The following is a 26,338-nucleotide window of genomic DNA, read 5'->3' as shown; positions in this document are numbered from 1 at the left end:
CCGCCCGCACCCGTGCTGCCTAGAGTGTGGTCATGGACACTGCCGGTCGCCACGGGCTGGACCGCGTCGATGCCTGGCTGGGCAGGAGCTGGTGGCTGACCGGGCCCCTGGTCGCAGTCGTGCTGGTCGTGCTGCTCGGGCCGGCATCGGTCAATGCCGTGCTGGAGTCGTCCCTGGTGCCGGCGTGGACGCAGGCGCTGCTGGTGGCGATCGTGGTGCTGCACGTGGTGGTGTCGTTCCGCAGCGTGTGGCCGGTGATGGCGTTCGGCGTGCTCGCCGTGGCGGAACTGGTGCTGGCGATCGCCCCGCCGCTCAGCGAAGTGCAGGCCGGGGTCTATCCGGCGGTCCTGCTGCCGGCCAGCCTGGCCTACCTGCTCGGCGCCCACACGGTGAGTGCGATGGCGCCGCGGCCCTGGCCGGCGGTGTCGCTGGTGGTGGGCGCGGTCGGTTCATTGGTCGCGGCGGGGCGGCTGTGGGTGGCAGACCAGGCGTTGACCGGCACCGTCCCCGGCGGCTCGTTGACCTTGCTGGCCACGTTCCTGGCCTCGGTCGTGGCCGTGTGGGCGCTGGGCCAGTACCGCAGGCTGCGCGCCGACCAGGTCGCCACCCTGGCCGAACGGGCGCGCCGGGCCGAGGCCGACCGCGAGCAGCGCGACCGCCAGGCCGCGGCCGACGAGCGGGCCCGGATCGCCCGCGAGATGCACGACGTGGTTGCGCATGCGCTGTCGGTGATCGTTCGCCAGGCCGATGCGGGCCGGTACGTGGTGCACGAGGATCCGGCGGCCGCCGCGACGGTCCTGTCGACGATCGCCGAGACCGGCCGGGAGGCCCTCACCGACATGCGTGCCCTGCTCGGTATACTGCGCGAGGGCGAGACCGGGCACGCCGAGGCGACCGCACCGCAGCCCACCTTGGACGACCTGCCTGAGCTGGTCGAACGGATCCGGGCCTCCGGGCAACCGGTCACGTTGGTCGTCGAGGGTCGTCCCCGGCCGCTGGACCGGACCGCGCACCTGGCCGGCTACCGCCTGGTCCAGGAGGCGCTCACCAACGTGGCCAGGCATGCCGGGCCCGCCGCGGAGGCCGAGGTCGTGCTGACCTGGAGCCGGCGCGGGGTGAGGCTGCAGGTGACCGACACCGGCGGTGGACGTGTCGGTCCCGGGGATGAGGGGACCGAGAGGCCGGGTGCGCCCGGCCAGCACGATGCCGGGGGAGGCGGTCTGCTCGGGATGCGCGAACGCGTCCAGTTTGCCGGCGGGACCCTGCGTGCCGTGCCACTGCCGGGCGGGGGCTGGCAGGTGCAGGCGGATCTGCCTGCCGGTCGTACGAGGGGGATCGCGGGCCGCACGGGGCAGCGGGGCCAGACGACACCGACCGGGACGACGGGGGAGGGCTGAGTGGTGGAGGAGCAGATCCGGGTGCTGCTGGTGGATGACCAGGAGCTGGTGCGGACCGGGCTGGCGATGATCATCGACTCCCAGCCCGACATGCGCGTCGTCGCGCAGGCCGGCGATGGCCACCAGGCGCTGGAGCAGGCCGCCACCACCACCTGCGACATCGTGCTGATGGACGTACGGATGCCGCGGCTGGACGGGGTTGCTGCGACGAGGGAGTTGCTCGCGCGTGACCCGGACGGACCGAAGGTCCTGGTGCTGACCACCTTCGACCTGGACGAGCATGCCTTCGCCGCGCTGCGGGCCGGTGCGAGCGGGTTCCTGCTCAAGGACGCTCCGGCCGAGGACGTGCTGGCCGCGATCCGTACGGTCGTCGCCGGGGATGCGGTGATCGCTCCCTCGACCACACGTCGGCTGCTGCAGCACATCGCGGCCGACCTGCCGGTGTCCGGGCAGGACGAGCCGTTGGCGGTGCTGACCGACCGGGAGCGCGAGGTGATGGTCCAGATCGCCCACGGAGCGACCAACGCCGAGATCGGCGAGCGGCTCTACCTGGCCGAACCGACGGTCAAGACGTACGTCGGGCGGATCCTGTCCAAGCTGGGGCTGCGGGACCGGGTGCACATCGTGATCGAGGCGTACGAGACCGGGCTGGTGCGGCGCGGGGAGGGGTGAGAACCCGCCGCGCGCTGGGTCGCTCCTGCGAACATGCGGGCGGAAACTGCGGGTCCCGCCGACCACACGCCACCAGGATCGGTACCGCGATCCCCTCGAGACATGGCCTGTAGTCCAGGCGCCGCGCGATCCGATGCCAGTTCGTACGGCCTCGCCGGGGGCGCCACCAATCGCCGACGGTGAGCGGCAGGCGCTCGGCCACGGAGGAGCGCAGGCGAAGTGGAGCGTCTGCCCTTGGTCCCCGCCTCACGGAACCGACGGATTCGCCGCCTGCCGCGCGATCATCTGCCCGATCGGCAGCGCCGACGTCGCGGCGGGGGAGGGCGCGTTCACCACGTGCACCATCCGATCGGTGCGACGGATCAGGAAGTCGTGCACGAACGTGCCGTCGTTCATCACCGCCTGGGCGCGGATGCCGGCACTGCGTTCCTGCAGGTCGTCCAGCCGGATCGCCGGCAGGTACTTGCGGCACTCGCGCAGGTAACCCCGCTTCCACAACGAGTTGCGCATCTCCTTGGCTCCGGTGACGAGGTTGGCGGCAGCCACCTTCAGCAGGCCGGGGAACCGCAGCATCTCCGCGACGTCGCGTACGTCGATGCCGAGGGGCTGGTACTTCTCCCGCGCGAAGCCGAGCACCGCGTTCGGCCCTACGGTCAGCCGCCCGTGGATCGTGGGGCTGACGTGCACGCCGAGGAACGGCAGGTCGGGGTCAGGGATCGGGTAGATCAGGTGGCTGACCAGGTCCGACCTCTCCGGCGGCAAGGTGTAGTACTCGCCGCGGAACGGGAGGATCTGGAAGTCGATGTCCAGCCCGGCCAGCGCCGCGATCCGGTCGGACTGCAACCCCGCGCAGGCGATGAGCGTACGGCAGCGCCACGTGCCGGTGCCGGCCGAAACGGTGACGAGATCGGGGCGCTCCACGATCTCGTCGACCTCGACCCCGGTGACGACCTCTGCCCCGGCGCGCACGATGTCCTCGGCCAGGGCCTCGGTCACCCGCGTGTAGTCGATGATGCCGGTCTCGCGCAGGAAGAGTGCCCCGAGGCCGCGCACGTTCGGTTCGCGCTCGGCCAGTTGGGCGGCGTCGAGGCGTTCGTACGTGATGCCGTTGCGCTCGGCGCGGTCGACCAGCCCGGCCATCCGGTCGAGCTCGAGGGCATTCGTGGCGACCAGCATCTTGCCGCACTCGCGGAACGGGATGCCCTTCTCGGTGGCGTACTGCTTCGTCCAGGCCGAGCCCTGCCGGCAGAGCCTGGCCTTCAGGCTGCCGGGTTCGTAGTAGATGCCGGCGTGGATCACACCGCTGTTGTGCCCCGTCTGGTGGGCGGCGAGGCGTCGCTCCTTCTCGAGCAGCACGACCGACGCTGTCGGGGTCTCGCGCAGGATGTTCCACGCCGTCGCGACGCCGACGATCCCCCCGCCGATGATGCAGTAGTCGAAGGTCGCGTCTGTGGTCATCGTGCTTCCTGTCGCTGCGGTCGGTCCCCGGTGCCGGGTCGGCGACCAGTCACGCCGACTCCTGCCTGCATCCGGCGGCGTGGTCGGTCTGGCCCCAGTGTCCGCCCCCGTTCCCGACGGCGCCACCGCTTCCGGTCGGGGCGGGGGCTGCGGGCGGACCATACGTTCGTCAGCGGGTTGATCATGCGCTCGTTGGCGGGTGGATCACGCGGTCTTCAGCGGTGCGCCCGATTGCTCGGTAGTTTGGGACGAGCACACGCAGCCCTTGCCGCCGGTCCGGCGCCCCGATGACGAACGCTGATCCGCGACCACCACCGCGAACGGTTCCCCGGCAGGACATCCTGCCTTCAGAGGAGGGGCCCTGGTGACCATCATCGCGTTGCTGGGCGGCCTGGTCGCCCTGGTCGCCGGAGCCGAGGGCATCGTGCGGTACGGCACCAGGCTCGCCGAGAGGCTCGGGGTCTCCCCGCTGTTAGTCGGCCTCACGGTCGTCTCGGTCGGCACGTCCGCGCCGGAGCTCGCCGTGGGCATCCAGGCGATGAGCCGGGGCGAGGGGTCGCTGGTGCTCGGCAACCTCTCGGGCAGCAATATGGTCAACCTGCTGCTCGTCCTGGGCCTGGCCGCGGTCTTCCGGCCTGTCGTCCTGCAGCGGCAGACGCTGCGGCTGGACCTGCCGGCGATGGTCCTCTCCTCGGTGCTGGTCCTCCTCCTGTCGTTCGATGGTGCCCTGTCGAGGTGGGAGGGCCTCGTCCTCCTGGCGGTCGCCGTCGGCTACACCGCCCTGCTGATCCGTACGGCGCGCCGGCAGGCCGGGGCGAGGGTGGCGATGACGGTGGAGAGCGGGATGGCGGAGGTGCTACCGGCCCCCGACCCGAGGGCCGTTGCCGTCGATCTGGTGCTGCTCGTCATCGGGATCGCCGTCGTCGTGGTGGGGGCGGACTGGCTCGTCAGGGGTGCCGTCGGTATCGCCGTGCTGTTCGGGGTGTCCGAGAGCCTGATCGGCCTCACCGTCGTCGCGATCGGCACGTCGCTGCCCGAGCTCGCGACGACGATCTCTGCGCTCATCCGCCACAACCACCACATCGCGGTCGGCAACCTCATCGGCTCCAGCACCTACAACCTGACGTTCGTCCTCGGCACCTCCCTGCTGTCCGGTCCGGGGGTAGTGGGCCTCGATCCGGTCCTCGTGCGTGTGGACCTGCCGCTCATGGTGGCGGCGGTCCTGTTGTGCATCCCCGTGTTCGTCATCGGCCGCCGGATCACCCGGCCCGAGGGTGTTCTGTTCGTCGTGGTGTATGCCGGGTACCTGACGTACCTGATCGCCCTCCGGAGCTGAACGCCACATCCGCCTTGAGCTGCAAGATGGCGTCGAGGGCGATCAGTCCCGATTCGGTGGTGTCCACATGGGTGCGGATGTGCCCGACGCCGTGGGCGACCTCGGATCGTACGGCCGCGAGCGCGTTGGCGTAGACCCTGTCGTGGTCGACCAGGCCGGCGGCCTTGTGGTCGGCCCAGACCCGGATGCCCTCGAACAGGGTGCCGGAGGCATTCTGACGCGGCTGGCCGACGGTGTTGGCGTGGGGGACTTCTTGGCCGCCCGTTCTACGCTTCTTGTACGACAGGTCGCGATATGTCGTGACGACGATCAAGGGAGACGTCATGTACCGCCATCACCACCCGGGCCCGCGGGCCCGCGGCTTCCAGTCCTTCTCCGACATGGCCGCCCGCTTCGAGGGTTTCGCCCCCGGATTCGCCCCCGGTGTCGGCCGCGCGCGCCGCGGCGACGTACGCTCGGCGATCCTGCGGCTGCTGGCCGAACAGCCGATGCACGGCTACCAGATCATCCACGAGCTCGCCGACCGCAGCGGCGGCGTCTGGACCCCCAGCCCGGGATCGGTCTACCCGACCCTCCAGATGCTGGCCGACGAGGGCCTGGTCGACGCCGAGCAGTCCGGCGGCAAGAAGGTCTACCACCTGACTGAGGCCGGTCGTACGGCCGCCGCTGGCCTGGAGGGGAAGAGCGCGCCGTGGGAGGACGCCGCTGCGAGCACGCCCGACATCAGCCGCTACCGCCAGGCCGCCGCACGCCTGGCGCAGGCCGTTTTCCAGGTCGGCACTACCGGCACCGAGGCGCAGCGGGCGGCCGCGTACGAGGTGATCGAGTCCGCCCGCAAGCAGATCCACACCATCCTCGCCCAGGACTGACGAGCAAGTGGGCTGGCCAGCGACCGGCTGGCCAGCCCCCGCTGGCCAGCGACCCAGCTGACCAGCCACCAGCCGATCAGCAACCCGCGGGCCGGACCCGGCCCGCCCACCACCGTCCGGAGGATGCATGAAGGAGTCGGTCCTGCGCGCCCGCTATCGGCGGATCGTGTGGTTCTTCGCCCGGGTCACGGCGAGCTTCATCTGGTGGGAGGTGGTGCTGCGCCGCCTCGGCTTCGGCCGCCTCGCGGACCGTACGCGGTCCCGGCGCAACGTCCGCACCGCCGCGCGGTTCCGGGCGCTCGCCATCTCCATGGGTGGGCTGATGATCAAGGTCGGCCAGTTCATGTCGGCCCGCCTCGACGTCCTGCCACCGGAGATCACCGAGGAGCTGGCCGACCTGCAGGACCAGGTGCCGCCGGAGGAGTTCGCCGCGATCCGCGAGGTCGCCCTGGCCGAGCTGGACCTGCCCCTCACCGATCACTTCGCCTGGTTCGACGAGGAACCACTCGCCGCGGCCTCACTGGGCCAGGTGCACCGGGCCCGGCTGAAGGATGCCGACGCCGCCGAACTCGGCTACGGCGACGTGGTGGTCAAGGTGCAGCGCCCGCACATCCAGCGGGTGATCGAGGTGGACCTGTCAGCGCTGCGCCGGGTCGGCCAGTGGCTGACGCACTACCGGCCGGTGGCGTCCCGGGCCGATGTGCCGGCGCTGGTGGAGGAGTTCGCCACCACGACGCTGGCCGAGGTCGACTACCTGGCCGAGGCGGGCAACGCCGAGACCTTCACCGCGAACTTCGCCGACGACCCGCGGGTGTCGGTACCCCGGGTGGTGTGGGAGCAGACCACGCGACGGGTGCTGACCCTGGAGGACGTCAGTGCGATCCGGATCGGCGACCACGACGCCATCACCGCCGCCGGCATTGACCGCGGCGAGGTCGCGAACGTGCTGGCGGACACCTACCTGCAGCAGATCTTCGTCGACGCGTTCTTCCACGCCGACCCCCACCCGGGCAACCTGTTCGTCACCCCCCACCCGGGCTCCGGGCCAGGGGAGCCGGACTGGACGCTGACGTTCATCGACTTCGGCATGGTCGGCCGCGTCCCCGACACGTTGCGCGAGGGGCTGACCGAGGCCCTGATCGCCGTCGGCACCCGCGATGGGGCCCGACTGGTGCACAGCATGCAGACCCTGGACGTGCTGCTGCCCGGCGCCGACCTGCCGCTGATCGAACGTGCGACGATGCAGGTGTTCGACCGGTTCGGCGGGATGAGCATGGACCAGTTGCGCAATGTCGACCACGCCGAGATGATGCGGTTCGGGCTGCAGTTCCGCGAGCTGATGCAGGAGATGCCCTTCCAGTTGCCGGAGCACCTGTTGATGCTCGGCCGGTCGATCGGGCTCTTGTCGGGGATGTGTACGGGACTGGACCCGGACTTCAACATCTGGGGCACGATCACCCCGTACGCCAAGGAACTGGTGGCGGGGGAGGGCGGCTCCACGACCGAGACGATCGTGGCGGAGGCCGGCAAGCTCGCGATGCTGGCGCTCAGCCTGCCAGGGCGCGCCGACCGTGTCCTCACCCAGGTCGAACGTGGCGAGCTGAACCTGCAGACCCCGCAGCTCACCCGTCAGGTCCGCCGGCTGCAACGTACGGTCAGCCGGACGAACGGGATCCTGGTGTTCGCGGCGCTGTTGATCGCCGGGGCTCTGGTGACCGGGACCGAGCCGATGCTCGGCCGGTGGCTGATGGGGGCCTCGGTGGTGCCGCTGCTGTGGGCGATGGTCGCGGGAAGAGGCGGCCCGCACGGGCGGTGACCGGGACCGGTGAGCGCGCCGGCGCCGGGTGGCAGGTGTGCCATCCGGCGCCGGCGTGGATGAGGCCTGGAAGCCCAGCATGCCCCGGAGACGAGCGCGCCTAGAAGACCAGGACCTTGTCGGCCTCCAGGGTGTGGTCGGTCAGTGCTTCCATCGTGGAGCGGCTGGCGCCGGGAACGAGCATCTCGGCGGTGATGCCGCGGGCGTCCATGCAGGTGCCGCAGCACAGGATGTCCCCGCCGCTGCGGCTCACGGAACCGAGCATCCGGTCGAGCTTGTAGTAGCCGTCCGGGGTCTTCTGGCCGGCCATGGCCGCGGTCACCCCGTCGCCCATCAGGAAGACGGTGAGTTCCACGCCGTCGCGCTTGGCCATGGACGCCGCGAGGCGCAGGGCGTTGTAGGTCGAGTCCAGCCCGTAGGCGGAACCGTTGATGATCATCAGGGCCTTCATGGTGTGTCCTTCCGGGGCGCGGGTCAGGCGCGTTCGACGGTGGTGGTGAGGGTGATCGGGTTGACGACGGTGTAGACGAAGGGGCACTTGGCGCGGGCGGCGTCCTGCCAGCGGGCGAGGGTGGCGTCGTCGACATCGGCGGCGACCTGCACGCTTACGCTGATCTGTTCCATCAGCGGCCGCGCTCCATCACGCCGGCCAGGACATCTAGGTCCAGTTGTTCAGTCTCACGCCCAACACTCCTTATTCAATGATTCATTTGAATAGTTCGGAGCGTAGCAGTCGTCCCGCCGTGGTGCACTACTATTCACGTGAATCGTTGAGGAGGTGGAGCATGGACGGGCGACAGTTCAAGGACGAGGTCTTCGGGCACTTCGCGCGGATGGGGGCCGCCTTCGGGCACGCCAAGCGGGTCGAGATCGTGGACGTGCTGGCCCAGGGCGAGCGCAACGTCGAGTCGCTCGCCGAGCAGATCTCTGCCAGCGTGGCGAACACGTCGCGCCACCTGCAGATCCTGTCCGCCGCCGGGCTGGTCAGCCGGCGCGTGGAGGGGACCGCCCGCGTCTACCGGCTGGCCGACCCCGGGGTCGAAACCGCCTACCGTACGTTGGTCGCCCTCGCTGAGAGCCGGATCGCCGAGGTCGCCGCCCTCACCGAGGCGTTCTTCGCGGATGCGGACGGCACCAGCCCGATCGGGTTCGAGGAGCTGGATGCGCTGAGCCGGTCGGGGGACGTTGTTCTGGTCGATGTCCGTCCCGCCAACGAGTTCTCCAGCGGCCATGTCGACGGCGCCCTGAACATCCCCCTCGCCGAGCTGGCGAACCGTCTCTCCGAGCTGCCCGACGATGCCACCGTCGTCGCCTACTGCCGCGGCCCCTACTGCGTGATGGCCTCCACCGCCGTCACCCGGCTCCGCGAAGCCGGCTACGAGGCCCTCCGGCTGGAGGGCGGCTATCCGCAGTGGCGCGATGCGGGACGTCCCACCCGCTGACCGGACCACGCTGACCCGCGCGGGCCGCCCTACGGGTCAGTTCTTGTTGTTCAGGTGCACGTCCACCCAGACCAGCCGGTGGTCGCTGGAGATGGCCGGCCAGCCGTTGCCGGTCGGGTCGGTCAGGTACGAGAACTCCTCGTCCGGAGTCGGCCAGAAGATCCCGGCGTCAAGGATCGGGAGCTGGCGGGAGGGCAGCACGTAGTCGGCGCGCAGGTTGCCCGAGGTGCCCGGCGCGTCGTTGAAGTCGGCGGTGTCCTGGGCATCCGGGCCGACGTGGCTGTCGTTGCTGCCACCCTGGGCCGCCGCGGCGACCCCGCCCTGCGACTCCGGGGTGACGCTGGTGTTGATCCGCGGGTGGTCGAGCAGTTGGTGGATGGCGTTGTCCATCGAGTCGCCGTCGTACGGGTCGGCGTTCTGGTCACCGGCGATGACGAACCGCTCGCCCGGGGCCAGGCCGCCGCGGACACCGTTGTCGTCGTACAGGTAGGAGGCCGTCGTGCCGCCGCTGATGTAGTCGGCCCAGAGGCGGATCTCGTCGTGGTTGCGGGTGGCGTTGCGCTTCTCCGGGCCGTCGAAGACCGGCGGGGTCGGGTGGGACACCAGGAAGTGCACGGTGGTGGCCGAGGCGCCGGTGCCGATCCGGATCGGGAGGTCCCAGTGCGACTTCGACGAGAGCCGGAAGACGTCCAGCTCGTCGGGGGAGTAGTAGTCGGCGGGGATCGGGGTGGCCGGATCGTCGGGGAGCAGCGCGCCCGGCATGTCCTTCCACAGGAAGTTCTGGAACGTACGGATCTGCTCGGTGGCGATCGGGTACTTGCTGTAGACGACCATGCCGTACTGGCCGGGGAAGAGCCCGAAGCCGTACGCATCGCCGGGGCCGCCGACCGAGCCGTTGTTGTCCAGGTCCTTGCCGCTGGGGACGCCGGTGTTCACCGGGGCGACGTAGTAGTACGGGTAGTCGACCGGGGTCGACCCGTGGTGGGAGACCGCGAGGTAGTTGTCCCGGAACAGTTCGGCCGCCTGGCCACCCGCGACGTAGTCGAACTCGTTGATCAGCAGCACGTCGGGGGCGCTGCGCTGGATGATCTCGGCGACAGCGGCGGCCTGCGCGTTGGTGCCCGTGGACAGGTCACGGACCAGTTCACCCTCGGCTCCGCGGTTCAGCGAGGCGTTGAAGGTGGCGAAGCGTACGGCGGTGTCGACGGAGGCGGTCGCGGACGTGGGGGTGGCCAGCGCGGGGGAGACGGCGCCGAGCGCCAGCCCGGTCGAGAGGAGGGCCGCGGCGACCGCGCGGCGGGAGAACGAGGAGGTCATGGGGGCACCGTAGGGCGCTCAGCGGAACCTCAGGTTAACTGGCGGAGAACGAGGGCGGAACACGGAGGGCCCCTCGACACGTCCGGCCCGTCGTAACCGCTGCGGCACGACCGGCCTCAGGGCGCCGGTGGAGGCGCACTCCCCGCCCCCGCTGACCCCGCTCCCTTCGCCGCCCCCTTCGACGGCGATCCGGCGATGGCCAGCCGTGCCACCGATCCCGACAGGACGGCGACCGCGGTGACGGTCACGATGGCGCTCAGCAGCAGCGCCGCGTCCTCGCCGGGTCGGAGCACGCCGAGGTTCGTCCCCAGGGTGGCGGCGCCGACCGGGACGCCCATCTGCGCGGCCGTGATCGCGGCCACCGGCAACGGCTGGCGGGTCAGGGTCGCCAGAGCGTGGATGACGAGGGCTCCCAGGCCCAGCGCCAGGCCGAGCCCGATCGCCGCCGGGTGGGCCCCGAGCAGCCGCAGGTTCAGCGAGGCCCCCAGCCACACGAAGAAGATCGGTGAGAAGAGTCCCTCGGTGACGGCGAAGATCTGGTGCGAGAGCCGGCGGGGCTCACCGATCGCGGCGTACGCCAGGCCCAGGGCGAACCCGGCCAGCATGATCGAGACGTGCATGGTGCGGGCCAGCGCCGCGAGGGCGAACAGCAGGGTGAGCGCCAGCCGCAGTTCGATCGCCAGCCTGTGGTCCTGGGACAGGTGGTGGATGGCCTGGCGCCGGCCGCTGCGTTCGAGCCAGTACAGCACCCCGTAGATCGCCACGGCGGCGACCAGCACCGCCAGGGCGCCCAGGCCGGCCCGCAGCACGTGGGCGGGGTCGATCACCAGGGGGAGCAGGACGATGCAGGACGCATCGGCGATCGCCACCTGCGGCAGCATCTGCTCGATCGCCTTCGCATCCAGCGGCAGGCCGCTGAGGGCCGGCATCACCATGGAGGCGGACGAGGAGGCCAGGACGACCGCGTAGAGCGCCGGGTGGCCGGTTCCGAACGCCCTGGCCAGGCCGGCGCCGAGCAGCGTGGCCAGTGCCCCGATGGCCAGGGCCCGCAGGACGCCGATCCCCAGCCCCTTGCGCAGGGCCGGGTCACGGACCGGGACATGGCTGCCGGCCACGAACATCACCAGCCCGAAGCCGATGTCGGCCAGGAACGCGAAGGTCGGGTCGGAGGCCGGCAGCACCCGCAGGCCGGTGGCCCCCAGCGCCAGGCCGACGGCCAGCTCACCGACCACCACCGGCAGGTGTGACCCGCGCGTGAGCGACAGCACCGGTCCGGCGAGGGCGACCAGGCAGATCAGCGCCAGCACCGAGAAGCTCATCGGTCAGGCCTGGTCGTCGCCGGTCGGGGCGGAACCCGGGTAGTCGTGTTCCTCGCGGGTCAGGATCCACCGCACCACGGGACCGGGGTCGGCGTCCTTGCCGGCCTTCGGGCGGTGGCTCTTCGGCGGATCGGACTGGGACATGGTGCTTCCTTCCCCTGGGAGCTCCGGCAGGAACGCCTGCTTCCAGAGTGGCCCCATCAGGGCGCTCCGGTCAGGGCTTCACGGTGGTGACCCGGCGGCGGCGATCTGCGCCAGTCGCTGCGCGAACCAGCCGTCCAGCCGTTGCGAGAGCCTGGGGCTGTAGTCCCGGTAGAAGTCGGCGTGGGCCTGGAAGAGTTCGGTGAGGTTGGCGAACGGCTTCACCGATCCGTCCGGCGCGGTCTGTCGTGCCTTGAGGAAGTCCTGCAACTTCTTGGTCAGGGAGACCTCCTTCTCGGCGCCCAGCAGGTTCAGGTTCGTGGCGAGCTTCTCGCCGCTGCGGATGTGCCATTCAGTGTGCAGCGCGATGGCATCCATGTCGCCGCTGGCCTCCCAGCCGAAGACACGCTTGAACTCCGCTGCGTGCTTCTCGAACCAGGTGGCCTCGACGATGTGCTGTGCGTCCAGGCGCATCGCGATGTAGCCGGTGTCGCTCACCTTCAGACCCGCGATGTCGCGGACGGCGGAGTTGAAGGCGCCTGTCTTGCGCTTGAGCCTGTCGTAGGCGCGGATCTCCGTCGCCAGCTCCTCGTAGATCTGCTGGGCCTCCCTGGCTGCCCCCGAGGTTCCCTTCCCCGTCGCGATGATTCCCGGAGCGGCCTTCTCAGCCCGGGCCGCGGCAGTGGCCAGCTCGGTGGCGGACAAGGACTCGCGTACGGCCCGCAGGACGTCGGAGGCCAGGTGGGCGGCACCCCGGACGAGCGCGTAGAGGTCCATCGCCAGGAGCACGGCCTCGATGATGACACGGGCCAGGACACGGCCGATGGTCCGGCCCTGTGCCTGCGGATCGCCCCGGTCCGCGACGAGCTGGTCCACCGACGGCCGGAGGAGCTGGCCCAGGACGCCGGGCAGGTCCACCAGCCAGTCGGCGACGTACGCCTGCGCCCGGGTCCAGTTGAAGTTGCCCGGCTGGGAGGTGTCGGTGAGGGAGGCCGTCAGTTCGTCGAACTTCCTGACGAGCGTCCGGAAGTTCCGCATGGCCTCGTACAACGCGGGGTGGTCCTGCTTGATCCTGTCGACGACTCCCTCGATGCCGGTGCCCTGCGGGGCGGTCCAGGCGCTGATGAGCTCCACCCACAGCGAGATGTCGTAGACGAAGGCGTAGAAGTCGACGACGCTGGTGATGCCGGACAGGATCAGCCGGACGCGGTCGCGGACGATGTCCTGCACCGCGTCTCCGACGCCTTCCACGACACCGAGGGAGAACGCGCCCGCCTCCTCAGCCCCGGGCAGGGCCTCCTGCAGGCGACGACCGTCGTCGCCGAGGGCGGCCACCACTCCGCGCTGAACCGCCCAGAGGGCACGTTCCGAGGCGTCGAAGGGACGGATGTCGGCCGCAGTGAGCGGCTTGGTACCCGCCACGGCCTCGCTTCCGGGGCTGCCCGGGAGCAGTGCGCCGGTGCTCGCTGCGCCCGACTCCAGGACTGTCGTGGTCGCTGCAGTGCTGCGCAGGATGCGGGCCCCCGCGTCCGACCAGTCGTCCCCGGGCATGGTTCCCCTCCCTCCTGATCGCCTGCGGTCAGGGCTTGCCGGCCGGGCGCTGCGTGGTGGTGGTCGAGGTCGGCGCCAGGGGTGGGGGCGGGAAGACCTGGGCGAAGATCTCTGCCCCGGCCTTGTCCCTGTCCGTGACCAGCTTGCGGGCCAGCTTCTCCCGCTCCACCTGTGCTTGCCGCTCGGCAACCGCCACCTGGCGTTCCGCCACGGCCACGTCCTGCAGATTGCGCGAGTAGTCGTCCAGCCCCTGGCCCTGGCCGAGCACCGAGTCGACCATGACGCCTTCGGTGCGCATGACGATGTGGTCGTAGGCCAGGACGATGCCGGGAACCGAGATCACCTGGTGGCTGACGGGGTCGGTGAAATCCGTGCTGAGGTTGCGGGGGAAGCGCACGTAGGTGGCGCCGTCGACAGGCTGGCCGTCCTTGGTCGGAGTCACCCATTCGAAGACCTGGCGGAGCTCGTCCTGGTAGTCGGGGATGCCGGAGAGGGCGAACGTGATGGCGTCACGGACCTTGGCATGCCAGACGGGACTGATGGCGGTGTCGAGGAGGGTCTGGAGCTGGGGCAGTGGCACCTCCTGGTAGTTGCGCCGGATGTCCAGTACCTGTTCGCCCGTGACGGGATCGGTGACATGGGCCGGCTTGTGCTCGGCGTCCAGGGCAAGGTCCTCGGTGTAGAGCGCGATCCGTACGTTCGTGAGGTGGATCAGCGTGATGTGCTCCTGGTTCATCTGCCGGAAGACGAAGTTCAGCGTCCGCGACGCGTTGATGTTCGAGATCGTCCGGGCGGTCGACTCCTCGGTTCCGGTCTCCTGCGAAGCGGTGTACTCGGTGTTCACGGTGACGTTGCGGTTCGAGGATGCCTTCATGGAGTGCTTGCGGGTCGCGGCGCTGACGTTCTTCACGGCTTCCTCGCGGGCCGAGTTGGCCGAGCCGCTGACCTCCGCGTTGATCGAGGCCGATCCCCATCCCCACGTCGCCGAGGCCGTCGCACCGACCTTGTAGGCGAACGCCTCCGATTGGACCTCCTTGCTGGTCTGCTCCGCACTGAGCGAGTCCTCGAAGGAGTCGGCCGCCTCGGTGGCGTCGGAGTCGACGATGCTCGACCCGGTCTTGCGGCTCTCGGCCGACTTGGTCCACGACTTCAAGCTGATGGTCGTCTCCTCACCGGGGAGCAAGGAGAACGTCTTGATCACCCGGCCGGCACCGAAGGAGCCCAGGAACGACGAGAGGTTGAGCGTCTCCACCAGCATGAGCCGGTTCTTCAGCCGGCGGAAGGGCTGCGTTGCGAGGATCCGCGCCATGACGGTGACCGGGGCGGATTGCCTCTTCAGGCCGTCCGTCGCTGTGATGCTGATGGAGTGGCGCCCGACGCCGTCCAGGAGGATCTCGGTCGACCACTGGCCTGCCCCGTCGGGAGCGACGGTGGCACTCGTGCCGGTGGTCTGGTCGACCACCGTCACGCCGGTGACTGTGGTGCCCGGGCCGGAGGTCGTGGTGCCCGCGACCGTCACAGCGACGACGCCGGACGGCTCGACGAAGGACGTGTCGGGTCCCGGCTCCGAGAGCGTGACCGTCGGAAGGACGGGAGCGGGATTGGTGTCACCGGTGTCGAGCGTCACCGAGATCGAGGCCGTGGCCGAGTCCTGGACATTGACCTGCCGCTTCTGGATGCTGGACCAGCCGCTGCCGGTGATCCGGGCCACGATCTGGTGGACCCCGGGCTTCGTGAAGGTCAGTTGTGTCGACCAGCCTCCGTCCGACTGCAGTTGCACGGCGCCGGGGGTGCCGCCGTCCACGCTGACGGTCAGGGCCAGGGAGGACGCGTTGTCGGCCTCCCAGGTACCGGTCACGGCGATGCTCACGCCAGCCGCACTGCCGCGGATGCTCGCGTTGTTGCCCGGGCTGCCGATGAAGACTCCGACCATCGGGATGACCGGCTCGATGCCGCCCGTGCCCCCGTCGAGGCCGTCGTCGTCGCGCATGGCCATCAAGCGGAAGTCGAGCTGCCCGGCGATGTTCGGGTACAGGACCGTCTGCAGTCCGGATGCGGCGGCCTTGCCGACGTCCGTCCTCGACAGCGACTGCAGGCGGTCCGTCAGCGGCAGGGGAGCCGACCTGATCGGACTGGAGCCGGGACCTGACCCGTCCACGATGACGTCCTGCGGCGCACGGATCGACTCCGCGGCCAGGGCCACGGGCGGGTCGTCGGGCGGGTCGATCGTCGATTCGTTCTGCGGCGCTGCGGACAGGGTCGGCAGCGTCGGTGGCGGGAGGACCACTGTCGAGAAGGCCTCGGGCCGCAGGGGCATCTCGACGAAGTTCCGTCCGCTGTACGAGATCGGCTCCGGGACGTTGTAGCTCAGCACTGTCGCCTTGCCGGCGGGGTCGAGTGATGCGAGGGGTTCAGGCACGGTTCTGCTCCTTCGGGGTAGGCGCTCGGGTGCTGCGGCTCGGCCATCTGTTGATGATGTGCTCGGGTAGCAGGTACGAAGAAACATCCGCACCTTGATGAAACCAGGCGTTTCAGCGCTTCTCCGGTCCGGGCCTGCTGCCAGAGTGCCGATTGATCGGACGGGTTATTCACCAGCAACAGGAAGGTGATCCGTCCAATGCGTCGCATTGTCGAGGATGTTCCGGCCGTCTGGGGCCGCGGGCGCCGCGACGGTCATGGCGGATGAACTCGAGACTATTCCGGTCCCCCATTCATCCTGCAGGGGTACCCCGTTCGTACTAGCCACTTCTAGCCAGCCCTCACGTGACTTTTGGGTCTGTTCGATACATGTGGCGGAGCTTGTCGATGGCCCTCGCGCACAAGAAAATGGTCCCTCCGGTGCGGTTGGTCGGTCAAGGTCGAGGGTATTATCGAAAGGAGACAATGTGCCATTCCTGACCCTTCCGATACCATTGTTCGCGGGGACTCGGATATTGCCCAGCAGGCTCCGACCTGCTCCTACTGCGAGGACCCCTCCGAGCCTGCTCGGTACCCGTACGACGAAGCGGTGGGCACTCGGGCGACGACCTGACGGACGAGGATCGGCTCGTGCTCGAGGCCTGGCGGAGTTCACCGCAGGTGCCCTTCGCCCTATGGGTGATGCCGCCCGGGCGAGGATGGGCCATGATGGGGACCACGAGGACCGCCACCAGCACCGGGAGCCGACGATGTCCGTGCGCGTAGACCTGAACATCTCCCTTGACGGGTTCATGACCACCACCGACCAGACGCCCGAGAGTCCGTTCGGGGAGGACTGGCCGCGCCTGGTCGGGGCGTACGTCGCCACGCGTACCTTCCGCCGCCGGGTGCTCCACGACGAGAGCGGTGAGGGGACGACGGGTGTCGACGACGCCTACGCCCAGGCGTACTTCGCCGAGGTCGGGGCCGAGATCATGGGGGCCGGCATGTTCGGCCTGCACGACCACCCGGACGATCCGGACTGGCGCGGCTGGTGGGGGGACGAGCCCCCGTTCCGGGTGCCGGTGTTCGTCCTGACGCACACGCCACGGCCGGCCCTGGAGATGGCGGGCGGCACCACCTTCCACTTCCTGAGCGCCGGTCCCACCGAGGTGCTGGAACGAGCCCTCGAGGCCGCCGGGGGCAAGGACGTGCGGATCGGCGGGGGCGCCGCGGTGGTCCATGACTTCCTCAGGGCCGGACTCGTCGACCACCTCCACGTCGCCATCGCACCGATCCTCCTCGGCCGGGGCGCCCGACTGTGGGACGGCCTGCGAGGCCTCGAATCCGGCTACGCGGTCACGGCCGAGACGGCTCCCAGCGGGACCATCCACCTCACCTTCCAGCGCTGACCCGACACCCCGGCCGGCAGTGCCGGCGCGCGGCCCGCGGACCGCCTCCGTACGAGAACGGGGATGGGTACGCCTGAGCCGGGTCAGGTCGCGATGCCCGTACGCGTACGGCCCATCAGGGCGATCGCCGCGCCCAGCAGGGTGGCCACCGCGAGGAGCGCGACCGTCATCGACACCGTCATCCCCATGGTCAGGCCGGTCGGCAGGGTCACCGGACCGGTGGCGCCGGGACCGCCGGTGAGTCGCCAGGCGGTGGCACCGAGGACCTTGAGGGTGCCCATGCCGATCAGCATCACGCCGCCGGCGACGGCGACGACCGCCTGCAGCCTGTGCAGGTGGCGGACGAGTACGACCAGGACCACGAGCCCGAGCACCGCCCAGAGCAGGGCGTCACCCACACCGGACATCACCACGGGTGCGGGCATCCGGCCGGCCCCGGGGGCGCTGCGCCGGATCACGGCCGCCTGGACGACCTGCAGGGCGGACATCAGCAGTGCCACCGCGAGCAGCAGGATCCCCATCCGGGCCAGCGCCGGGTCGGAGGGGTGCAGCAGTCGCAGGCCGAGCACGACCAGGCCGACCAGCCCGGCGACGTACACCAGGCCGAACGTGGTGGTGCCTATGTCCAACGCCATCCGTGCCGCGCCCTGGAGGGCCTCCTGGTCGTTGTTCATCCCGGTGCCGAACGCCAGGCCGACGACGCCGAGCAGTCCGATGGCGACCAGTGCGGTCCACAGCCAGCCGGCCCGCCGCGTGCCGGGGGAATGCCACAGTCCGACGAGCATCAGGGCCACACCCAGGACGGCGACCGGGAAGATCGCCGCCGGGATGTACCAGAGGGCAGTGAGCGCCTGGTTCCCGGCGTCGTTCGTGGGGGCGGTGATGGCCGACAGCGCCAGCGAGAGGCCCAGGAAGGGTGGGACGCCGGTGAGGAGGACCCCCAGCCAGAGCAGGATGCCACGGGGGGTCGATCCTGCCTGCGGAGCGGCCTGTGGGGCGATGTAGGTCGTCATGGCGACCACCTTCTTCGAGGACGTCACTGTCCTTGAATTCTCCCGCCGCCGCTCCGGTGACGTACGACGGTGTGGGCGAGGTCACACCGTCGCAGGCCCGGCCGGTGGGCCGGTCGCCCGGACTCAGGCCTCCGGGATGACCCGCGCGAAGGCCTCCGGACGGGGCTGGTCCGGGTCGGGTCCGTTGCGTACGCCGGTGTCGAGGGCGTCGATCCGGGCGAGCTCGTCGGTGCCGAGTTCGAAGTCGAACACGTCGAAGTTCTCGGCGATACGGCCCGGGTGGGTCGACTTCGGGATGGCCGAGCGGCCCTGCTGCAGGTGCCAGCGCAGCATGACCTGGGCGGGACTCTTCCCGTGCTCCTGGGCGATGGCGGCGATCGCCGGGTCCTGCATCACGTTGCGGCGGTCCTCGCCCCAGCCGGGATAGAAGGTGATGCCGCCGATCGGTGACCACGCCTGGGTCAGGATGCCGTGGCTGGCATCGGCCTCCTGGACCCCTCGCTGGGCGAAGTAGGGATGCAGTTCGACCTGGTTCACCGCCGGGACGACGTCGGTCGCCGCGAGCAGCCGGTCCAGGTGGTGCGGCATGAAGTTGCTGACGCCGATCGCGCGTACGCGTCCGTCGGCGAGCAGCGCCTCCAGCGCCCGGTAGGCGTCCAGCGTCTTCTCGAAGCGGTCCGGGGCCGGCTGGTGCAGGATGAGCAGGTCGAGGTACTCGACGCCGAGCTTGGCCGTGGCCTTCTCCCAGGCGTGCAGCGTCGGCTCGTAGCCGTAGTCGCTGACCCAGACCTTGGTCTCGATGAACACGTCCTGCCGGTCCAGGCCCGACCGTCGCACCCCCTCGCCGACCTCCCGCTCGTTGCCGTACGCGGCGGCGGTGTCGACGTGGCGGTAGCCGGTGGCCAGCGCCGCCTCGACCGCCGCCGTCGTCTGCTCCGGCGGGCTCTGGAAGATGCCCAGCCCGAGGGCGGGCATCGTGACGCCGTTGTTGAGGGTGAGTTCCATGACCATGGATGGGACGTTACTGGGGCTGCTCCGCCCGTGGGAGGTCCTGCCGGTACCCCTTTCACCAGGGTGTCGTGCCCAGCGCTGCCCGATCAGGCGGCGGCCCCTCCCGCGGGCGGCGTCACCAGCCCGTGCCCCAGCGCGTACAGGCTCGCGCCGACCCGGTTCGTCGCACCGATCTTGGCGTACGTCCGCTCGACGTGGTTGCGTACGGTCTTCTCGCTGAGGACCAACGCTTCGGCGATCTGGCGATTGCTGAGGCCACGGGCGACGTAGCCGAGCACCTCGCGTTCCCGCGGGGTCAGGACGTCCTCCCGCCCTGCCCGGGGTATGCGGTGGCCAGCCGTCGCCAGCACCGCCTCCGCGCACTCGGGGTCGAGCTGTCCGGTCGCGATGCGCTCGTGCAACCGGCGCGCCGCCCCGGCGGCGTCGAGGGCCGCCCGGTACGGCCGCGGTTCCAGCGCCGACTGGTAGGCGACGGCCGCTGCGAGGATCCGCTCGCCGCTCCCCAGTGCGGCGCCCGCGATGCCGAGCGGGTAGCCGCTGCCGTCGAGGTGCTCGTGGTGGGCCCGCGCGTACGTACGTTCCCGCTCCAGGCCGTTGATCCGGCTCAGCACCCGGTCGGTCAGGTACGGGTGCATCCGGACCCGCTCCCACTCGGAGGCGCTGAGCGGGCCCGGCTTGGACCACACCTGGTTGGACACGCCGAGCCGGCCGATGTCGTGCAGATAGCCGGCACGACGCAAGGATCGTACGTCGCTCGGATCGAGCCCCAGCTGCTCGCCGGCCCCGGCGGCCAGCGCCGCGACACCCCGGGAATGTCCCAGCGCGAACGGACACTTGAGGTCGGCGAAGTCCCCGACCGCGCACACCAGCAGGTCCAGGCCGGCCAGGTCCAGGCGGATCTCGGCGTCGGGAGCGGCGGCGATCGCGGCCGTCCAGACATCCGAGCCGGGCACGTCGGCCAACACCTCGCCCGGCGCTGCGAGCAGCGCCTCGACGACCGCCGGGTCGAAGTGCCCGCCACTACGGCGGCGCGCCATCGCCACCGCGGCGTCGACCCCGAACAGCCGGTGGTGGACCTCGGCCGTATCGGCCAGCTGGGCGATCCGCATCTCGATCGGGATGGCGGCCCCCGGACAACCTTGCGGCAGCCCGCTCCCGTCGAAACGTTCGAACGTGTAGGTGACCGCACGCTCCACCTCCGGCGGCAGCCCGAGGTGGTGGGCCAGCGCCGCCGCGGACAAGCAGTGCGAGTGCATCAGCGCAGCGAGCTGGCCGCGGGCATCTCGGAACAGGGCCGCTGTGGTCAGCAGGCGTTGGGCGAGGGGCTCACCGCGGGCGACGTTGCCGAGCAGGAAGCGCAGGAACGGCAGCCCGGCCCAGTCCACCAGGTAGGCGTCGCGACGCACGGCGATGTCGTCGCCGAACCAGCGCGCATACTCCTGGGAGTCCGCGTGGCAGCCGATCCACATGATCAGCGACGTGTAGTACGTGGTCGCCCGCTGGTCCCGGGTCAGCCCGAGCCGGTCGGCCAGGCGGCAGGCGATGATCGCCGAGCGCAGCATGTGCTCGGCCGGCTGGCCCAGGCCGAGGTCGATCGCCACCGACAGGCCGGCCAGGACCTCGACGCGGCGCGGCAGTGCCCCGTCGAGGTGCCTCGCGGTGGGGTCCATGGCTCAAGTGTGCTCGCTCCACGTCACGCCAGGGCGGTGGTGCTCGCCAGGACGGGTGTGAAGCTGGCCCGGCCCACGAAGAAGATGCCGCGCTGGGGGAGCCAGAAGTCTCCCAGGTGGTCCTGTTCGGACAGCGGCCCGATACCTCCCAGATCCTCGCCGTCGAGCCCGGCCTGCCCACCGACCACCCGCCAGACCTGTTGGGGGGCGGCCTTGTAGAGCGGCCCGTTGGGCGTGGCGCCGTGCAGCCGGGTGCGGCCGATGCCCAGGAACGCCGAGGCCATCGGGCCCATCGAGCCGAGGACGGCGTTGCTGTTCCAGGCGCCGTCGGGCATGGCCCCACCCATCGACGTCATGATACGGGTCGCCGAGGTGCTCGCCAGCTCCAGCCGCCAGGAGAGCCGCTCACCCATCGTCACCTCGAGCGTCCAGTCATCCGGCCAGCTGACATCGATGGCCGGCACCTGTTCGCCCGGTGCCTCGGAACCGAAGTACCGGGGGCAGCTCACCTCCGGGGCGGCGGTGGTGAAGATCTCCCAGCGCCCGTCCGGCGCGCGGTGCCAGACCGCCCGGTAGGCCGGTCCCACCGAGGTGGCCACGAAGCAGCGCAGGGCCAGGTAGTGACCGGTCGCGTACGGCAGGCCCATCACGCCGTACCCGGTGAAACGTTCGTCGGTGCCCTCGATGAGCCGAGGGTCGGCCGTCAGGATCGCTACGGCCTCGCGAGGTGTGGTGTTCATGACTCCAGCGTGCGTCCGGATCGGCTGTAACACCTGAGGCATCGGCCTCACATCGGGGCGCGAGACCTCACCGGCCCGCTGACGCCGACCGGGCACGGGCAGCAGGACCGGTCCACGTACGTCGCGGCGTACGTGGACCGGCCCGTTGGGTCAGGATCGGATCAGAAGAAGCCCTGGGCCTTCGGGTCGTACGACACGAGCAGGTTCTTGGTCTGCTGGTAGTGGTCGAGCATCATCTTGTGGTTCTCGCGGCCGATGCCGGACTGCTTGTAGCCACCGAACGCTGCATGCGCCGGGTACTGGTGGTACGTGTTGGTCCAGACCCGACCGGCCTCGATACCGCGGCCCATCCGGAACGCCTGCGCACCGTCGCGCGACCAGACACCGGCGCCCAACCCGTAGAGGGTGTCGTTGGCGATCTGGAGGGCCTCGGCCTCGTCCTCGAACGAGGTGGTCGACAGGACCGGCCCGAAGATCTCCTCCTGGAAGATGCGCATCGAGTTCTTGCCCTCGAAGACCGTCGGCTGCACGTAGTAGCCACCGCTGAGGTCTCCACCGACCTCGGCCTGGGATCCACCGGTCAGTACCTTGGCGCCCTCCTGGCGGCCGATGTCCAGGTAGGACTTGATCTTCTCCAGCTGGTCGTTGCTGGCCTGGGCACCCATCATCGTCTCGGTGTCCAGCGGATCGCCCACGGTGATCTTCTCGACGCGGGCGATCGCATCGGCCATGAAGTCGCCGTAGATGGACTTCTGCACCAGGGCACGCGACGGCGCAGTGCAGACCTCGCCCTGGTTGAAGGCGAACATGGTGAAGCCCTCGAGGGCCTTGTCGTAGTAGGAGTCCCTCTCCTGGGCGACGTTGTCGAAGAACACGTTCGGCGACTTGCCGCCGAGCTCCAGGGTGACCGGGATCAGGTTCTCGGTCGCGTACTGCATGATCAGCCGGCCGGTGGTGGTCTCGCCGGTGAACGCGATCTTGCGGATCCGCGGGCTGGACGCCAGCGGCTTGCCCGCCTCGACGCCGAAGCCGTTGACGATGTTGAGGACGCCGGCCGGCAGCAGGTCACCGATGATCTCGGCCAGCTTCAGGATCGACCACGGCGTCTGCTCGGCAGGCTTCAGGACAATGGCGTTGCCCGCGGCCAGGGCCGGGGCGAGCTTCCAGACCGCCATCAGGATGGGGAAGTTCCACGGGATGATCTGCCCGACCACGCCGAGCGGTTCGTGGAAGTGATAGGCGTACGTCTGGGAGTCGATCTCGCTGATCGAGCCCTCTTGGGCGCGGATCGCGCCGGCGAAGTAGCGGAAGTGGTCCGCCGCCAGCGGGATGTCGGCGTTCAGGGTCTCGCGGACCGCCTTGCCGTTGTCCCAGGACTCGGCGACGGCGAGGTCCTCGAGGTTCGCCTCGATCCGGTCGGCGATCTTGTTCAGGATGTTGGCGCGCTCGGTGGGGGAGGTCCGGCCCCAGGCCGGAGCGGCGGCGTGCGCCGCGTCGAGGGCGGCATCGATGTCCTCGGCGGTCCCGCGCGCGACCCGGGTGAACACCTCGCCGGTGCTGGGCGCGTAGTTCTCGAAGTACTGGCCCTTCTTGGGGGCGACCCACTCGCCACCGATGAAGTGGTCGTAGGAGTCCTTGACCTCGATCTTCGAGCCGGAGGTTCCCGGCCGGGCGTACACAGTCATGTCATGTCCTCTCGTCCGAACCACGGTGTCCGGTGGTCTGTGATGCTAGTCACGGCGAGGTTGCATGAACGTTGCGCGCGGGCGTGCGGTCCGTCGATCAGCGGTGGCGCGGCGGGGTCGGTGCCGCCAGCTCGCGGTCGAGCCGGCTGACCTGGGCCGTCACCAAGGGGCGCAGTGCTGAGGTGGCGGGCAGCCGCTGGGCCTGGGCGGTCCACATCTCCAGGTCGTCCGCGCCCTCCGCGGTCCGGGTCCAGGAGGCCATCAGGTCGAGCCGGCCACTGTCGAGGACCGCCGCACGCAGGGACCACTCGAGGTCGTCGGCCAGCGCCTCGACCGCCGGGGAGGTGGACCGGGGCAGCAGCCGCCCGCGGTAGCAGCGCAGCGCGCCCTCGACGTCTCCGGCGGCGAGCAGGCACTCGACCAGGGACCAGTCCCCGCTGATCCGCGCCCGCAGGCGGTACGGGCGCGACTCCAGCACGTCGGCGCCGACCAGGGCGCGCAGGCGGTTGACCTCGGCGCGGACCGTTGCCGGGCTGACCCGGTGCGGGTAGACGAGTTCGGCCAGTTCGGTGCCGGTCAGGCCGCCGGGGTGGGTGGCCAGCAGGACGAGCATCTCGCTGTGGCGCGGCCCGAGGCGTACGGCCCGGGCACGGTCGGTGGTCGGGACGAGCACGGCCTCCGTACGCCCCAGGGCCTCGAGCACGAAGTCGGCCGGCCCCTCGGGCCGCGGTGTGGCGGGCAGGGTGCGGGTGAGTTCGGTCTCGGCCATCCGGGCGGCGGCGCGGATCATGGCGAGGGTCTGCGGGACCGCGATCTGCTCACCGCCGGTGACGTCGAGGACCCCGAGGACCGATCCGGTGGCCGGGTCGTGGATGGGGATCGCCGCGCAGTTCCAGGCCCGGACGGCATCCAGGTAGTGCTCGCCGCCACGAACGACCAGGCCGATGTCGAGCCGCAGGGCGGTTCCGGGCGCGTTGGTGCCGGCGAAGCGCTCGTCCCAGTTGCTGCCGGCGACGAACCCGATCCGTTCGGCGCGGCGCAGGGCCTGCCCGGTCCCGGTGACCCACAGCAGGTGGCCGTCGGCGTCGCCGAGGGCCAGCACCGCGCCGCAGTCGCGGACCGCCTGGCCGAGGACGTCCTCGAGCAGGGGCTGCACCCGGCTCAGCGGGTGGTTGCCGCGGCGGCGCTCCAGGGCGACGTCGTCGAGCAGGACGGGTGCCGCTGGCAGGTCGATCCTCACGCCGGTGGCCGCGCTGCGGTGCCAGGAGTCACTGATCTCGGCGCGCAGGTGCTGCGGGCGGTCGGTCATGGGCCTACTCCTCACCTCGGCGGAAGGACGTGACCCCCATTACACCCCGTGGGCGAAATCCCGGCCAGCCGCTGCGGTCCGTTCCCGGCGGATCCGGGGAGTCGACGGGCGTGGGGGTCGGCGGCCGTGGGCGGGTGTGCGGGGCGGCGGGTGCGGGGGTCGGCGGGTGCGGGGGTCGGCGGCCGTGGGCGGGTGTGCGGGGTCAGCGGCTGAGCAGTCCGTACGCCTCCAGTTCGTCGTCGGTCATCAGGCGCGAGCGGATGAGGAAACGTACGCCCTCGGGGGCCTCCAGGGAGAAACCGGCGCCGCGCCCCGGGACCACGTCGACGGTGAGGTGCGTGTGCTTCCAGTACTCGTATTGCGAGGAGGACATCCAGAACGGGATCGGGTCGAGTCCTTCGACCTGGAGGTCCTGCAGGTGGACGTCCTGACCGCCGGTCCGGAACTCACCGGCCGGGAAGCACATCGGGGAGGACCCGTCACAGCACCCGCCGGACTGGTGGAACATCAGCGGGCCGTGCTGGTCCGCGAGCTTGCGCAGCATCTCGGCCGCGGCGGGGGTGAGGTCAACGCGAGTGAAGTTGCCAGCCATCGTTGGCTCCGATCATTCCTTGGTGCCGCGATGCTAGCCCGCATGGTCGGGGATGGATAGGGGAGCGCTGGGGGGGTGCTCCCGGGCTGGCGCGCCACCGGCGCGGCACGGGGGACACGGGGCGGCACAGGCGATGCTCTGCGGGGGCTCTGGGTTCTTGATTGCCCGTTGTCTGGGACGGGGGATCAAGAACCCGGGCGTCCGGGATGGCGGGGGATCAAGAACCCAGAGCCCCCGGGGGCACGGGGGATCAAGAACCGTGGCGCCCTGTGGTTTGCCCGCATCCCAGCCTGCCGGTGCTCGCTGCTGTTGGCCACAGCTACCATGCTTGGCCGGAACCGGTGGGCTGGCCTGGCCCGATCTGGCGCGCTGGCCGTGCCGGGCTCGCTGCTGTTGGCCGGGCTTGCTGCCGTTGGCCGGGTTCGCTGCCCGGGTACTGGCAGTGAGCTGGGAAGTGGGCAGTGAAGTTGGCGAGGGGCAGTGAACAGCGCCGTGCGCCCGGCCCAGACGCAGGGTTTCGGGCTCCGGCGTGGAAACGCGGACGCCGTCCGGGCCCGTGGGGGGCCGGACGGTGTCCGCGCATCAGCAGTCGATCAGGGGGGGCCGGTCAGGCCGGGTCCGGTGGGATCGGTGGTGCCGGGGTGGTCAGGCGTTCTTGATCGCGGAGATCTCGAACTCGAGGGTGATCTTGTCGGAGACGAGGACGCCGCCGGTCTCGAGGGCGGCGTTCCAGACCAGGCCGAAGTCCTTGCGGTCGACGACGACGGAGCCTTCCAGGCCGAGGCGGGTGTTGCCGAAGGGGTCCAGGGCGGCACCGGCGTACTCGAAGTCGATGGTGACCGACTTGGTGACGTCCTTGATGGTCAGGTCCCCGGTCACGGCCAGCACGTCGCCGGAGGCGGTGATGTCGGTGGAGGTGAAGGTGATGGTGGGGTAGGAGGCGACGTCGAAGAAGTCGGCGGACTGCAGGTGGCCGTCGCGGTCGGGCGACTTGGTGTCGACGGAGGCGACCTGGATCGTGACGTCGATCTTCGCACCTTCAAGGTTGCGGCCGGTGGTGGCGGTGCCGACGAACTCGCCGAAGGAGCCGCGGACCTTGGTCACCATCGCGTGGCGGGCCACGAAACCGATCGTGGTGTGGGAGGCGTCGAGGGTGTAGGTGCCCTCCAGGTCGTTCAGCGGGCTCGAGGC

The 26,338-nt window shown here is 70.4% G+C and carries 24 protein-coding genes; 7 read left to right on the top strand and 17 right to left on the bottom strand.

What is annotated here, in order from left to right; all coding sequences use genetic code 11:
- The first annotated feature begins 32 nt into the window (after positions 1-32).
- Together GA0111570_RS16530 and GA0111570_RS16525 are read left to right on the top strand one after the other, a co-directional pair.
- Positions 33-1,397, top strand: a complete 1,365-nt coding sequence (locus GA0111570_RS16530) for a sensor histidine kinase (RefSeq protein ID WP_092613759.1) — start codon at positions 33-35, stop codon at positions 1,395-1,397.
- Positions 1,398-1,400: 3 nt separating this feature from the next.
- Entirely contained in the window at positions 1,401-2,069 is a 669-nt protein-coding gene (locus tag GA0111570_RS16525) for a response regulator transcription factor (protein WP_217634240.1), read from the top strand.
- Positions 2,070-2,315: 246 nt separating this feature from the next.
- On the opposite strand, the gene lhgO is transcribed toward GA0111570_RS16525, so the two are convergent.
- Complete coding sequence (gene lhgO, locus GA0111570_RS16520) at positions 2,316-3,527, bottom strand: L-2-hydroxyglutarate oxidase (RefSeq protein ID WP_092613758.1); 1,212 nt, start codon at positions 3,525-3,527, stop codon at positions 2,316-2,318.
- A gap of 364 nt (positions 3,528-3,891) precedes the next feature.
- On the opposite strand from lhgO, the gene GA0111570_RS16515 reads away from it, so the two are divergent.
- The gene (locus GA0111570_RS16515; RefSeq protein ID WP_092613757.1) at positions 3,892-4,863 is read left to right on the top strand and encodes a calcium/sodium antiporter; all 972 of its coding nucleotides are present in this window, start codon (positions 3,892-3,894) and stop codon (positions 4,861-4,863) included.
- Here the strand turns inward: GA0111570_RS16515 and GA0111570_RS17465 are convergent.
- Positions 4,787-5,188, bottom strand: coding sequence for a hypothetical protein (locus GA0111570_RS17465; protein ID WP_139283298.1), 402 nt, complete (start codon positions 5,186-5,188; stop codon positions 4,787-4,789). The two genes, GA0111570_RS16515 and GA0111570_RS17465, sit on opposite strands and share 77 nt — an antisense overlap.
- On the opposite strand from GA0111570_RS17465, the gene GA0111570_RS16510 reads away from it, so the two are divergent.
- Together GA0111570_RS16510 and GA0111570_RS16505 are read left to right on the top strand one after the other, a co-directional pair.
- Positions 5,187-5,732 carry a PadR family transcriptional regulator gene (locus GA0111570_RS16510; protein ID WP_092613776.1) on the top strand — a complete coding sequence of 182 codons (546 nt, stop codon included), beginning with the start codon at positions 5,187-5,189 and terminating at the stop codon, positions 5,730-5,732. The two genes, GA0111570_RS17465 and GA0111570_RS16510, sit on opposite strands and share 2 nt — an antisense overlap.
- Before the next feature lie 127 nt (positions 5,733-5,859).
- Complete coding sequence (locus GA0111570_RS16505) at positions 5,860-7,548, top strand: ABC1 kinase family protein (RefSeq protein ID WP_092613755.1); 1,689 nt, start codon at positions 5,860-5,862, stop codon at positions 7,546-7,548.
- Between the two features lie 100 nt (positions 7,549-7,648).
- Here the strand turns inward: GA0111570_RS16505 and GA0111570_RS16500 are convergent, their stop codons facing one another.
- Together GA0111570_RS16500 and GA0111570_RS17795 are read right to left on the bottom strand one after the other, a co-directional pair.
- Entirely contained in the window at positions 7,649-7,999 is a 351-nt protein-coding gene (locus tag GA0111570_RS16500) for a DsrE/DsrF/TusD sulfur relay family protein (RefSeq protein ID WP_092613753.1), read from the bottom strand.
- Between the two features lie 23 nt (positions 8,000-8,022).
- Positions 8,023-8,172, bottom strand: a complete 150-nt coding sequence (locus tag GA0111570_RS17795) for a hypothetical protein (protein WP_175557549.1) — start codon at positions 8,170-8,172, stop codon at positions 8,023-8,025.
- 161 nt (positions 8,173-8,333) lie between these two features.
- Between GA0111570_RS17795 and GA0111570_RS16495 the strand changes: the two genes are divergently transcribed.
- Positions 8,334-8,990 (top strand): metalloregulator ArsR/SmtB family transcription factor, encoded by a 657-nt coding sequence (locus GA0111570_RS16495; RefSeq protein WP_092613751.1) that lies wholly within the window; start codon positions 8,334-8,336, stop codon positions 8,988-8,990.
- A 36-nt stretch (positions 8,991-9,026) separates the two neighbouring features.
- On the opposite strand, the gene GA0111570_RS16490 is transcribed toward GA0111570_RS16495, so the two are convergent.
- From GA0111570_RS16490 to GA0111570_RS16475, 5 genes are all read right to left on the bottom strand, one after another.
- Complete coding sequence (locus GA0111570_RS16490; protein WP_092613749.1) at positions 9,027-10,307, bottom strand: endonuclease/exonuclease/phosphatase family protein; 1,281 nt, start codon at positions 10,305-10,307, stop codon at positions 9,027-9,029.
- A 116-nt stretch (positions 10,308-10,423) separates the two neighbouring features.
- A complete protein-coding gene (locus tag GA0111570_RS16485; RefSeq protein WP_092613747.1) occupies positions 10,424-11,626 on the bottom strand; it encodes a cation:proton antiporter in 1,203 nt (400 codons plus the stop codon).
- 3 nt (positions 11,627-11,629) lie between these two features.
- On the bottom strand, positions 11,630-11,770 hold the full coding sequence (locus GA0111570_RS17790) for a hypothetical protein (protein ID WP_175557548.1): 141 nt from the start codon (positions 11,768-11,770) through the stop codon (positions 11,630-11,632).
- Positions 11,771-11,848: 78 nt separating this feature from the next.
- Positions 11,849-13,318, bottom strand: a complete 1,470-nt coding sequence (locus GA0111570_RS16480; protein ID WP_092613745.1) for a hypothetical protein — start codon at positions 13,316-13,318, stop codon at positions 11,849-11,851.
- Positions 13,319-13,346: 28 nt separating this feature from the next.
- The gene (locus GA0111570_RS16475) at positions 13,347-15,737 is read right to left on the bottom strand and encodes a hypothetical protein (protein WP_092613743.1); all 2,391 of its coding nucleotides are present in this window, start codon (positions 15,735-15,737) and stop codon (positions 13,347-13,349) included.
- Positions 15,738-16,485: 748 nt separating this feature from the next.
- Here GA0111570_RS16475 and GA0111570_RS16470 point away from each other — a divergent pair.
- Positions 16,486-17,127: a dihydrofolate reductase family protein gene (locus GA0111570_RS16470; protein WP_092613775.1), complete on the top strand. Its 642-nt coding sequence runs from the start codon at positions 16,486-16,488 to the stop codon at positions 17,125-17,127.
- 83 nt (positions 17,128-17,210) lie between these two features.
- Here the strand turns inward: GA0111570_RS16470 and GA0111570_RS16465 are convergent, their stop codons facing one another.
- From GA0111570_RS16465 to GA0111570_RS16430, 8 genes are all read right to left on the bottom strand, one after another.
- Entirely contained in the window at positions 17,211-18,140 is a 930-nt protein-coding gene (locus GA0111570_RS16465) for a hypothetical protein (protein ID WP_139283297.1), read from the bottom strand.
- Between the two features lie 123 nt (positions 18,141-18,263).
- Entirely contained in the window at positions 18,264-19,151 is an 888-nt protein-coding gene (locus GA0111570_RS16460) for an aldo/keto reductase (protein WP_217634239.1), read from the bottom strand.
- Between the two features lie 86 nt (positions 19,152-19,237).
- Positions 19,238-20,821: an HD domain-containing phosphohydrolase gene (locus GA0111570_RS16455; RefSeq protein WP_092613739.1), complete on the bottom strand. Its 1,584-nt coding sequence runs from the start codon at positions 20,819-20,821 to the stop codon at positions 19,238-19,240.
- Positions 20,822-20,844: 23 nt separating this feature from the next.
- Complete coding sequence (locus GA0111570_RS16450; protein WP_092613737.1) at positions 20,845-21,561, bottom strand: hypothetical protein; 717 nt, start codon at positions 21,559-21,561, stop codon at positions 20,845-20,847.
- 161 nt (positions 21,562-21,722) lie between these two features.
- Positions 21,723-23,246 (bottom strand): acetaldehyde dehydrogenase ExaC, encoded by a 1,524-nt coding sequence (exaC, locus tag GA0111570_RS16445; RefSeq protein WP_092613735.1) that lies wholly within the window; start codon positions 23,244-23,246, stop codon positions 21,723-21,725.
- A gap of 97 nt (positions 23,247-23,343) precedes the next feature.
- On the bottom strand, positions 23,344-24,555 hold the full coding sequence (locus GA0111570_RS16440) for a helix-turn-helix domain-containing protein (protein ID WP_092613733.1): 1,212 nt from the start codon (positions 24,553-24,555) through the stop codon (positions 23,344-23,346).
- A 202-nt stretch (positions 24,556-24,757) separates the two neighbouring features.
- Entirely contained in the window at positions 24,758-25,147 is a 390-nt protein-coding gene (locus GA0111570_RS16435; RefSeq protein WP_092613731.1) for a DUF779 domain-containing protein, read from the bottom strand.
- A gap of 645 nt (positions 25,148-25,792) precedes the next feature.
- Positions 25,793-26,338 (bottom strand): YceI family protein (locus tag GA0111570_RS16430; RefSeq protein ID WP_245703268.1); only part of this gene is annotated, 546 nt, incomplete at its 5' end.

This window comes from Raineyella antarctica, assembly GCF_900092135.1.
In the GTDB taxonomy this organism is placed as follows: Bacteria; Actinomycetota; Actinomycetes; order Propionibacteriales; family Propionibacteriaceae; genus Raineyella; species Raineyella antarctica.
The sequence above is the reverse complement of the archived record's forward strand: the minus strand, read 5'-3'. Positions and strand labels throughout refer to the sequence as shown.